Source organism: Paenibacillus dendritiformis, from assembly GCF_015845845.1.
Lineage (GTDB): Bacteria > Bacillota > Bacilli > Paenibacillales > Paenibacillaceae > Paenibacillus_B > Paenibacillus_B dendritiformis_C.
The window spans coordinates 17,584-28,409 of the sequence record NZ_LDIG01000181.1 but is presented as its reverse complement, the minus strand read 5'-3'; the positions used below and the strand labels follow the sequence as shown (position 1 = coordinate 28,409).

Genomic DNA, 10,826 nt, shown 5'->3' with positions numbered 1-10,826 from the left:
TTCGAGAAGCATGCCAGCCTGAAGTATAAATATGGCAATCGGAAATTTTGGGCGGAGGGCTACTACGTCAGCACAGTAGGCTTAAACGAAGCAACTGTCGCAAAATATATACGTGAACAGGAAGCACATGACCAAGCAGTTGATAAACTGAGTGTGAAAGAGTATGAAGATCCGTTCAACAGAAACAGTAGCAAGAAGAAGTAAACCAGTTTAACTGGTAAGTGAAAGTGACAAGTTACACTGAGCCTGAACAATTTAATTGTCAGGCTAGCGTCTTTAGGCGCAGTTTGGCAACAGGGGGTTATACCCCAAGTGCAAACCACCCGTTGGACGGGTGGTTTTGATTTGCGTAGTTGTGGGCATACTAAGCAGTAACACAATTGCAACTCTATCCGTTCTCTTTTCCTTTGCTAGATGGACGGATAGCTGTCTGGGAGGCATCATTATGCGCATGACGCTACGCATTATTCGCCTGATCGCCATCATCGTGACGGTCAGCGTATTATCCGGATTCATTACGATCGCTACGACGGCGGTCGTCGTCGACCGCTATATTCAATCGGCATTGAATACGTTTCAGATTCCGATAGAGCGGCCTTCTCTCACGCTTACGACGATGTGGGGGGAGCTGTTCGGAAGCGGAGGCAAGGCGGCGCAGCCGGACAGCAGCAAGCAGACGCCGCAGAGTCCGCAAGCGCCGGCAGCAGGCAAGAAAGCAGCCGATCCGCCGAAGGAGGATCCGGGTGATGGAGCGCTGCCTGTGATGGGCGGAATCTCTTCCGCCGAGGCGGCGGAGCGGGAGCGGGTCGTCATCTCCCCGGATGCGCTGTCCCGCAATAAAGAAGAGATTCCCGCATCCGACAAGGAGCAGCTATTCGCCACCTTGATGAAGAAGCTGCCCCAGGAGGAAATGCAGCGGCTGTCTACCTTGATGGAGGACGGCTTAACGGCGGCGGAGCTGACGGAAGCCGAGCAGATTTTGGCGAAGTATTTGAATGACGAAGAATACGGGCAGATGCTCGAATGGTTGAAGGGCAAGCCAGACAAGGCGGAGGAGCCGGACGCATCATCCGAGGCCAATGACGAAGCGAGCGCTCCGGAAGGAACGGGAACGCCTTAACTCTTCGCCGGGTGCATTCAAGGCCGACAGCTTGCCAATCATGCATAAAAAACACGGATATGGCGCAACTTGCATAGCAGGTGCACCATATCCGTGTTTTTTAGTGGATGTTCAAAAAGTTCGCTTTTGATCACGAAGTGATTCAGGAGGTAACTCTGCATTGAATCTGGCGTTCACCCTCGAAGTCCACTGCTCGTATAGCCTAACCTACATTGCGCTGTCCCTTACAAGCTTTGCGCAGCAAAACTCGCTACGAAAGCAACTGCTCAGGTTCAAGCAACCTTCTCGGTGCCGAAAACCGCCCTTTTTGAACGGGAATGGAACGAAAAACCGAAAATCTCCTTATTTTTGCCCATTTTTTTCGTCAGTTGCATTGTTCTTCCGACCTATGTTACAGTATTAAAGGTGGAAAAAAGATGACAAAACTTTAACCATTTGTCGGGGTCCGCAGCATGATGCAGAGACAGAAAGGATACGGATACAGGGAATCGAGCCTTGCCGGTACATCGCGTACAAGCATGCCTGGCCACCGTTCGATGTCCCGTTGTAATCGGCGCAGAAGTCTTGATATCAGATGTGAAAGCAAAAGGAGACTGACATGGAACGTTACGATAGCGATCACCGGAAGGATGAGAAGAATTCGATCTCAGGCAGCCGGTGGCAACAATGGAAGACAGCGTGGCGTCGGATGATGCCGGAATCCGTTCAACAGTGGATCGCTGTTCACCGGAAGCAACTTGGTCTGACTCTGGGGGGCGCAGCGCTTATCGCTGCATCGATCTGGGGCGGAACCGCTTATGTTCATGCCAATACGGTAGCGTATTTTCACGTATATAACAATAATGAATGGGTAGGAACGGTCTCTAGCCTGGACGAGCTGGAGTCGTTCTATGCGAAGAAGCAGCAGGAAGAGCAAGGAAAATATCCGAACGCCCATATTCAGCTCGACACGAAGAATATCCGTACAGAGCCGGATTCCGGGTTCAAGGCGAAGCCGACGACGGCCGAGACGATTGCCAAGCTGGATCGCGCATTGAAGCCGTATGCGGCTGGCGTCCAGCTCAAGGTGAACGGCAAGAGCATCGGCATCGTGAAGGATGAAGCGACGGCGGAGAAGATTCTTGCCCAGATTAAGTCGAAGTATTCCGGCAAGGCGGGCACAGGCAAATCGGCCAAGGAGGTCAAAGTGCTGTCCGCGCCGGTTCGTTCCGCGAATGCGACGAAGGCGATGTCACGGGTGGAATCGGTTGAGTTCCGCGAGCGGGTAAGCATGGAGGAGAGCAATACCGACCCGCAGCAGGTGCTTCAGCCCGAGGAGGCGCTCCGAATGCTGACGACCGGGGTCACCAAGCCGGTCCAGTATACGGTGAAGGAGGGAGATACGCTCTCTTCGATCGCCAAAAAGAAGAATGTGCCGTTGGAAACAATCTACCGCAACAATCCGAATGTCGGGGAAGAAGTGCTGAAGCCGGGACAAGAGTTGGATCTGACCGATGCGAAGCCGATGATAACGGTGAAGACCGTAGAAGCGTATAGCGAATATTTGGTGACGGAGCCGCAGCGGATCATTAAGGAGGATCCGGATATGCGCGCCGGCGAATCGAAGGTCGTGCGCAAGGGCAAGCAGGGGCTGAAGCGTATGTCGTACCGTCTGACGAAGGATAACGGCAAGCTGACTCATGAAGAGTGGATTGAGCAAGAGGTGATCGAGCCTTCCGTTCCCGAGATTATTTTGCGCGGAACGAAGGTGGTGCGCGGCGAAGGGACAGGCACCTTCGATTGGCCCGTCAACGGGGCTACGCTGACTAGCGGCTTCGGCAGCCGCTGGGGCCGGACGCATAAGGGCATCGATCTTGTATCGTCCGACCGCTCCATTATGGCAGCGGACGAAGGCGTCGTCATTTTTGCCGGACAGAAGAGCGGCTATGGCAATGCCATCATCGTCGACCATAACAACGGCTACAAGACGCTGTACGGCCATCTCAACTCCATTAACGTCGATGTCGGCGATATTGTCGAGAAGGGACAAGATATTGGCGTGATGGGCAATACGGGCAATTCGACGGGCACGCATCTTCATTTTGAGATTCATGTGAACGATGTAGTCCAGAATCCTTTAAAATACTTATAATTGTTTAACCGATACCGAGGCGGGAGAATCACTCCCGCCTCTTTTTGGTGCATCCATGGCAGAGCCGGAACGAAAGCGTACGGCGCAGAAGAATTTATTAAATTTGTCCAATCCGGGGTTGACATTCGGGATGTGCCGGCAAATATGGTAATATAGAGGGGCACGGATCGTATGAACTGATTCTATCGATTCATGACAAGTTGGAACCGAATCATAACAGGGGATATTTTCAAGATAGAGAGAGGTGTGGCTTCATGCACGGCAAAATTCTCGTAGTGGATGATGAGCAGCCGATAGCGGATATTCTCAAATTCAATCTGGAAAAGGAAGGGTACGAGGTCATCTGCGCCTTCGACGGCGGTACGGCGGTCGAACTGGCGCTGTCGGAGAAGCCGGACCTGATTCTGCTCGATCTGATGCTGCCGGTGAAGGACGGAATGGATGTGTGCCGGGAGATCAGACAGCATCTTCATATGCCGATCATTATGCTCACGGCGAAGGACACGGAGTTGGACAAGGTGCTCGGGCTGGAGATGGGCGCGGACGATTATGTGACGAAGCCGTTCAGCACGCGCGAGATGCTGGCGCGGGTCAAGGCGCATCTGCGGAGGCAGAACAAGGCGAACGCCCAAGCGGCGGCCGATGAGCAGGGCGCGGATAACGGCGAAAAGCACGGCTTGCGGCTGCATGAGCTGCTGATTGACACCGACATGTATGTCGTGTACAAGAACAAGGAAATGCTCGATCTGACCCACCGGGAGTACGAGCTGCTTCATTATCTGGTTCGAAATGCAGGCAAGGTCATGACTCGGGAGCATCTGCTGCAGGCAGTATGGGGGTATGAATATTTCGGCGATGTCCGTACGGTAGACGTTACGATTCGCCGCCTGCGCGAGAAGATTGAGGATGATCCGAGCAAGCCGGAATACATCATTACGCGGCGGGGCCTAGGTTATATGATGCGCAACCCGCGTAACGGGGGCTTCTAAATGAAGCGGGGGATCGGCCGGTTTTTTCGCACGATTCAAGCGAAGCTGATCATTATTTACGTATTGCTCATTCTGATCGCGATGCAATTAATCGGTGTGTACTTCGTCAGCTCGATGAAGAATTCATTGACGCTGAACTTTTCCCGGGATCTGCGCAATACGGCAGGGCTGCTGTCTCATTATACGGGCCAGACGTTGAAGGGCGATGAGACGGTAGACAATCCGAATACGATCAAAGAGATTGATCGGTTCGTACGCAACTTCATCAATATGAACGGTATGGAGATTCAGGTGCTGGATGCGACGGGCCGGGTGTTGACGACCTCCTCGCAGACGAGCACGGAATATGTCGGACGCAAAAATACGGAGCCGGTCGTGAACCGCGCGCTGCAGGGCATCAGCTATAACGAGGAAGTTATCATCGATGACAAGAACGTGCGCAAGCAGATTGTGGCCCAGCCCGTCTACTCGAACGGGAAGCTGGTCGGGGCCTTGTATATCGTCGCGTCGATGAAGGAGCTGTACGAGACGATCAACGGAATCAACCGCATCTTCTTCTCGGGGATGGCGATCGCGCTCGGCCTGACGGCGGTGCTGGGCATCATTCTCGCCCATACGATTACGCAGCCGATCAAGGAGATAACGAAGCAGGCGACGAAGGTGGCGGAAGGGAACTTCGATGGCGAAGTTCCGGTGCTCGGCACGGACGAGATCGGACAGCTGAGCGAGGCGTTCAACTATATGACGCGGCGGCTGCAGGAAGCGCTCAATGCGAATGAGGAAGAGAAGGAAAAGCTGGCTTCCATTCTGACCAATATGAGCGACGGCGTTATCGCGACGGACGAAGCGGGACAAGTCATTCTCGTCAACCGCCGGGCTTGCCTCATGCTGGAAATTCGGGAGGCGGATGCCTTGGGCCGGTCGATCGCCGGGCTGCTCAGCATTCCCGATCGGCAGGTCGAGCAACTCGTCAGCGGGGAGAACAACGGGATGCTGCTCCCGGCGCGCGGGGACGGCGATGCGGCTCAGCCCGGGGGCGATACGGTGCTGCGGGTCTCGTTCACCCCGATTCATCGCCGCGGCGAAGGCATGACCGGCTCGATTGTCGTCCTGCAGGATGTGACCGAGCAGGAGAAGCTGGAGCAATCGCGGCGCGAATTCGTCGCGAATGTGTCGCATGAGCTGCGCACGCCGCTCACGACGATCAAGAGCTATGCGGAAGCGCTGGAGGACGGCGCCCTGGAGGAGAAGGAGCTGTCCGGGCGCTTCGTCGGCGTTATCCGCAATGAGACCGAACGGATGATCCGGCTCGTGACGGATCTGCTTCATCTGTCGCGGCTTGATTCGAAGCAGGCGATTATGCGCAAACAGCCGACCGACATTGCCGAGATGCTGGAGGATGTGCTCGATCGCTTCTCCTTCCAGTTCCGCAAGAAGCGGATTACGGCCAAGGCCTCGGTCGAGGGAAGCAATATTCCGGTCGTCATCGACCGCGACCAGATTGATCAACTGCTCGACAATCTCGTGTCGAATGCGTTGAAATATACGCCGGATGGAGGCGAGGTCACCTTGTCCGCCGTATTCCGGGAAGGAAGGCCGAACGTTGAGGTGAACGTCAGCGACAACGGCATTGGCATTCCGCAAAAGGATCTGGAGCGTATCTTCGAACGCTTCTACCGTGTCGATAAGGCACGATCGAGAAATATGGGAGGAACCGGTCTGGGGTTGTCCATTGCCCGGGAAATTGTGCGGGCGCATGGCGGGGATATCCGAATCGAGTCGGAATGGAACGAAGGCACCAAGGTGACCTTCACCCTTCCGGTGTCGGCCGAAGGGAGTGACCCAAGCGTATGATCGAGCGGCTGAAGACGATATTGCTCACCGTGCTTGTGCTGCTTAGCCTCCTCCAGAGCTTCTTCCTGATGTATAGCATGCCGAATTACAATTTCGAGAAGAAGACGTCCAGCGACTATATCAAAACGGAGCCGCTCGGACCGGAGGAACGGCTGGAAAATCTCGTCTTCCCGGAACAGATGATTCTTCATCTGGGAGAAGACAAGCATACGATGCTGTATCCAGGGACAACGTTCTACAATATTATCATGAAGCGTCTGCAGGGCCGGACGTATGACGGCTTCCAATACCGTCCGGTCTCATCGGTCGATTGGGAACGGGTCCGGAAGCAGAACGAAGGGATCGAGCTGAGGTTCAACTCGCCGGTTCCGGCAAAGCTGCTGCAGCGGGTATTCCCGCTTGGGGATGACACCACCTTCATGGACGAGACAATCAAGCGGATGTGGCTGTATGCCAATCCCGAGTCGAACGAGGTGAGGGTGTACTTCTTCAATGCGAAGGGAGACGCGGTCTATGAATCGACACGGGCCGATCTTACGGTGCAGGATGTCGCGCAGCAGATCGAATTCGGCCGCACCTGGACGCCATACCGCATGGTCGGCGGCATGTTCTATCTGCCGGAGGAACCGCTGGAGGCGGTGGAGGTAGAGATGCCGTACGAGCGGATTACGGTGGAGCAGATGCAGCGCAGCCTGTTCTTCGACCCCACTTTGACGAAAAATATCGTCGCCGGTAACTCCGAAATTTATACCGACGCCAAGCGGGGTCTGGAGATCAACCGGGGAGAGCACTGGATTATCTATTCCGATCCGGCGGTGACGACGGAAGGGAAGCAGGATGTCGCGGCGGATGCGACTTCAGCGGTCCGCTTCATCAACCAGCATGGCGGGTGGAACGGGAAATACCGCTTCACGCTGCCCGGTCCGAACGAGAGACAGTCTGGATTGTACGGCGGCGCGAATGAACGCGGAGTCGTCATGCGGTTCGAGCAGTATTGGGGCTCATACCCGATCGTCAGCACGCCGGAATTCCATTTCGGCTATATGCAGGTGACGATCCAGCAAGGAACGGTCACCAATTACGAGCGCTCGCTCATTCAGCTGTTCAACCGGTCCGCCGAGAAGGAGATACGCAAGCTTCCGGCGGGAGACGCTTTGCTGAGCAAGCTGAAGGCGCTCGGGCGGCTGAATGAGATCGTCAGCGTCGATCCGGTCTACGTGCCGCATTACGGCAAGGAGACGATTCACTTGGTCCCTACGTGGCAGGTGAAGTTCAATGACGGTTCGGCGACGCTGCTGCAATAGGGCGGCTTCCGCTCGATGGGAACCGGGATTATGAAGCGCAAAGGAGGATCGGCATGGATTGGAGTCGGGCCAAAAATATTTTGATATACGCGTTCCTGCTGCTCAATATTGTGCTCGGCTACCAGCTGTGGCAGGATATTCGCGAGCAGCTCCATTCCGATCTGGACTGGACGTCGCTCTCCGAGGAGACCCGCCAGATAATGGACGTGAAGAGAATTCAGGTTACGGCTAAAATACCGGCGGAAACCCCGGCGCTGCGCGAAATTACGTACCGGTTCGTCCGGCGCGATCCGGAACCGGTGCCGCTGGAGAATCCGCAGGACAGCACCATCATTTTCTCGGAGAAGGATCTGGTGCGCGGGCTGCAAGGAGAGATTCCCCATATTGAGATGTATCGCTATGATTCGTTCAGCGGAAGCGTCGATACCTTCCTGCTGCACCAGCGGCTGGCGAACGGGCTGCCGATATTCGAAGTAACGCTCGAGCTGAGCACCCGCAGCCAGAAGATTACGGCCTACCGTCAGCAATATGTGGAATTGATCGAGCCGAAGGTCAATCAGGAGCAGAAAATTTTGTCCGCGTCCAAAGCGCTGCAGAGCGTGATCGACAACGTGCTGGCGCCCGGCTCGATCGTGAAGGATATCCAGTTGGGGTATCACGGCCAGCTTTTCGATGCAGATACGCAGGTAGCGGCGCCATCCTGGCGGATTTTGCTCGAAAATGGCGAGGTGTACTACGTAAATGCGATGAATGGAGCGGTGGACAGTTCGCAAGCGGGAAAGAAGGAGAGCGAGAAATGAGTTTACGATTTTCAGTGTTGTCGAGCGGTTCGACGGGGAATGCGACCGTGATTCAAAATGATGACGCGACGGTGATGATCGACGTCGGTCTGAGCTGCAAGCGGACCGAGCAGCTCCTGGAGGAGCAGGGGCTCTCCGGCAAGCAGATCGACGCGATTTTCGTCACGCACGAGCATTCGGATCATATTAAAGGATTGGGCGCGTTTGCGCGGAAATACGATTTGCCCATCTATGCCAACGAGAAAACGTGGGCCGCGCTGGAGAAGCATGTCGGCAATATCGCGGAGGAGAACCGCATCGTCATGCAGACCGGCGAAGCCCGCGACTTCGGCGATCTGCGCGTGGAGTCGTTCGGCATCTCGCATGATGCGGCCGAGCCGGTAGCATACCGTTTTTTCGAGGGGGAGACGAAGCTGTCGGTTGCGACCGACTTGGGTTACATGAGCGATAAGGTCCGTGACGCGATCGTCGACTCCGACGTGCTCGTCATGGAGTCGAATCATGATGTCGAGATGCTTCGCGTCGGGCGTTATCCATGGAACATCAAGCGCCGCATTTTGAGCGATCTGGGCCATTTGTCGAACGATGCGGCGGGCGAGGCGCTGTGCGAGGTCGTCACCGGCAACACGCGCCGTACATACTTGGCGCATTTGAGCCTGGATCACAATATGCAGGATTTGGCCCGGATGACGGTGCAGGACGTAATGGAAAGCAAGGGCCATTTTTTCAAAGAGAGCGAGTTCCAGTTGAAAGATACGTATTATGACCGTCCCACGGCATGGGATACGGTCAGCGAGAAGTCTCCGGTTCGCCGGTAAGCCATCGATCGACTTCATGCGCTTTGCGCGCGATGTCCTCATCGGTGATGAGCCCTTTCTCCACCAGCAGCTCCATTAAGGTGGACAAGGCGAGCGTAAGGCGGTACTGGTCCTCCTTCAAGTCGGCAAGCTGCCCCACAATATTGACGTCCGACCAAGCGGAAGAGGCTGTTTTCATGTGCATTTCCTCCTTCACAAGGGAATAGGATGGTAAAGAGTTACAATGCCGTCTCTTTTCTCTCAACGAGAACGATGTATGATAGAATATGTACGAGGAAATGAAATGATGACATGCCTGACGCATGAACTGTCCGCTGCAGGCATCTCATATATAGTGTTGACCGTTTGAAAGCCTGGCATTCCTGTGTAATGGGGAGTAGGATGCATAGAGTCGGAGCAGCAGCCGAACGTGGCGAGAGCCCGGGGTTGAGGGGAGTGGGTTCGGATGAGCTTGTTTGAGGATGATTTTTTCTCACCGAAGGTGAGACGGCGGATCGAGCGCAGATGGTGGTATCGGCGTACCACAGCTCCCCGTGACGGCTGGAAGCGGATTAAACGGTCAGGAAGCGGCAAATGGTCCACGGCGCAGGTCGCCGTGGTCAGTTCAATCATCAGCGCGTTCGTCGCCGTCATGCTGTACAGCTGGCTGATCGGCTTGGGAGAGGCAGGCTCTCCCGCCGTGGCCGTCGCTGGCAATGCGATGGCGAACGATCCGTACGAGCGGATCGTTCAGGCTGCGGACAAGGTCAGTCCGGCCGTCGTCAGCATGGTCAACAAGCAGAAGCAGATCGGCGATGAAGACGGCGTGGCGCAGGATATGAATCTCGGCTCCGGAGTCATTTTCAAGCAGGACGGGGGCAAGGCGTATGTGCTGACGAACGAGCATGTCGTTCAAGGCGCGGATGAATTGGAGGTCGTGCTGGACAACGGACAGCGCAAGAACGCCGAGCTCGTCGGCAAGGATCGCGTCATGGACGTCGCGGTGGTCCGGATTGACGCCGCCGGCGTGACGGCGGTAGCCGAGATTGGCGATTCCCGCACGATTCGGCGCGGGGAGACGGTCATTGCCCTCGGCAATCCGCTCGGCTTCGGCGGGTCGCTGACGGCCGGAATCGTCGGGTATACGAACCGGCTGATTCCGGTGTCGCTGAACCAGGACGGGGTATACGACTGGGAGCAGACGGTGATTCAGACCGATGCCGCGATCAATGAAGGCAACAGCGGCGGGGCGCTTGTCAATCTTGACGGCCAAGTGATCGGCATCAATACGATGAAGATCGCGACTACGGGCGTGGAAGGATTGGGCTTCGCGATTCCGATCAATGAAGTGATGGAGACCGTCGAACAGATTATGGAGGACGGCAAGGTCGTGCGGCCGTATCTCGGCGTCTATACGGTCGATGTGAACAATCCGTACGCGCCGATTACCGAGGAACAGCGCGAGGACATTCGTCTTCCGAAGGACGTGAGAGAGGGCGTCATCGTCCTGGAGTCATCAGGCCCCGCCAAGCAGGCCGGCTTGAAGCTGAACGACGTTATCGTCCGGTTCGATAAGCAGGAGATCGGCTCGACTCTGGAGCTGCGCAAATATTTGTATGAGAAGAAGCGTATCGGCGATAGCATGGACGTTCATTTCTATCGCGACGGCGTGCTGATGACGGTAAAGGTGATATTGGCGGATAAGCCGGACTAATCGGGACACAATGACAAGAGAACGGTGCATGTCCGCGGCGGTTTGAATTCGTTGGGGAGCGCCGGAACCGGAGCAATGACTTTTCCAATACTGACAGCAGGTAAGGCAAGAAAGAGG

At 55.6% G+C, this 10,826-nt stretch carries 10 protein-coding genes; 9 read left to right on the top strand and 1 reads right to left on the bottom strand.

Annotated features, from left to right (window positions below; all coding sequences use genetic code 11):
* The 8 genes from ABD76_RS18835 to ABD76_RS18800 all read left to right on the top strand — a co-directional run.
* The coding region (locus ABD76_RS18835) for a transposase (protein ID WP_197254502.1) at positions 1–204 on the top strand (204 nt) is incomplete at its 5' end.
* Positions 205–445: 241 nt separating this feature from the next.
* Positions 446–1,120, top strand: a complete 675-nt coding sequence (locus ABD76_RS18830) for a spore coat protein (protein WP_197258718.1) — start codon at positions 446–448, stop codon at positions 1,118–1,120.
* A gap of 598 nt (positions 1,121–1,718) precedes the next feature.
* Positions 1,719–3,251: a peptidoglycan DD-metalloendopeptidase family protein gene (locus tag ABD76_RS18825; RefSeq protein WP_197258717.1), complete on the top strand. Its 1,533-nt coding sequence runs from the start codon at positions 1,719–1,721 to the stop codon at positions 3,249–3,251.
* Positions 3,252–3,505: 254 nt separating this feature from the next.
* A complete protein-coding gene (gene yycF / locus ABD76_RS18820; protein WP_197258716.1) occupies positions 3,506–4,240 on the top strand; it encodes a response regulator YycF in 735 nt (244 codons plus the stop codon).
* A complete protein-coding gene (gene walK / locus ABD76_RS18815; RefSeq protein WP_197258715.1) occupies positions 4,241–6,094 on the top strand; it encodes a cell wall metabolism sensor histidine kinase WalK in 1,854 nt (617 codons plus the stop codon). It abuts the gene before it with no gap.
* Complete coding sequence (locus tag ABD76_RS18810; RefSeq protein WP_197258714.1) at positions 6,091–7,398, top strand: YycH family regulatory protein; 1,308 nt, start codon at positions 6,091–6,093, stop codon at positions 7,396–7,398. The genes walK and ABD76_RS18810 overlap by 4 nt, the downstream gene beginning before the upstream one ends.
* Before the next feature lie 53 nt (positions 7,399–7,451).
* A complete protein-coding gene (yycI, locus tag ABD76_RS18805; RefSeq protein ID WP_197258713.1) occupies positions 7,452–8,198 on the top strand; it encodes a two-component system regulatory protein YycI in 747 nt (248 codons plus the stop codon).
* Positions 8,195–9,016 (top strand): MBL fold metallo-hydrolase, encoded by an 822-nt coding sequence (locus tag ABD76_RS18800; protein WP_197258712.1) that lies wholly within the window; start codon positions 8,195–8,197, stop codon positions 9,014–9,016. The genes yycI and ABD76_RS18800 overlap by 4 nt, the downstream gene beginning before the upstream one ends.
* Here the strand turns inward: ABD76_RS18800 and ABD76_RS18795 are convergent.
* Positions 8,988–9,194 (bottom strand): hypothetical protein, encoded by a 207-nt coding sequence (locus ABD76_RS18795; protein ID WP_197258711.1) that lies wholly within the window; start codon positions 9,192–9,194, stop codon positions 8,988–8,990. The two genes, ABD76_RS18800 and ABD76_RS18795, sit on opposite strands and share 29 nt — an antisense overlap.
* A 267-nt stretch (positions 9,195–9,461) precedes the next feature.
* Between ABD76_RS18795 and ABD76_RS18790 the strand changes: the two genes are divergently transcribed.
* Positions 9,462–10,709 carry a S1C family serine protease gene (locus ABD76_RS18790; protein ID WP_197258710.1) on the top strand — a complete coding sequence of 416 codons (1,248 nt, stop codon included), beginning with the start codon at positions 9,462–9,464 and terminating at the stop codon, positions 10,707–10,709.
* The last annotated feature ends 117 nt before the right edge of the window (positions 10,710–10,826 follow it).

What these genes read in the sequence shown, in the direction of transcription:
- ABD76_RS18830 (WP_197258718.1), top strand. Translation starts at nt 446, where the DNA reads ATGCGCATGACGCTACGCATTATTCGCCTGATCGCCATCATCGTGACG.
- ABD76_RS18825 (WP_197258717.1), top strand. Translation starts at nt 1,719, where the DNA reads ATGGAACGTTACGATAGCGATCACCGGAAGGATGAGAAGAATTCGATC.
- yycF (WP_197258716.1), top strand. Translation starts at nt 3,506, where the DNA reads ATGCACGGCAAAATTCTCGTAGTGGATGATGAGCAGCCGATAGCGGAT.
- walK (WP_197258715.1), top strand. Translation starts at nt 4,241, where the DNA reads ATGAAGCGGGGGATCGGCCGGTTTTTTCGCACGATTCAAGCGAAGCTG.
- ABD76_RS18810 (WP_197258714.1), top strand. Translation starts at nt 6,091, where the DNA reads ATGATCGAGCGGCTGAAGACGATATTGCTCACCGTGCTTGTGCTGCTT.
- yycI (WP_197258713.1), top strand. Translation starts at nt 7,452, where the DNA reads ATGGATTGGAGTCGGGCCAAAAATATTTTGATATACGCGTTCCTGCTG.
- ABD76_RS18800 (WP_197258712.1), top strand. Translation starts at nt 8,195, where the DNA reads ATGAGTTTACGATTTTCAGTGTTGTCGAGCGGTTCGACGGGGAATGCG.
- ABD76_RS18795 (WP_197258711.1), bottom strand. Translation starts at nt 9,194, where the DNA reads ATGAAAACAGCCTCTTCCGCTTGGTCGGACGTCAATATTGTGGGGCAG.
- ABD76_RS18790 (WP_197258710.1), top strand. Translation starts at nt 9,462, where the DNA reads ATGAGCTTGTTTGAGGATGATTTTTTCTCACCGAAGGTGAGACGGCGG.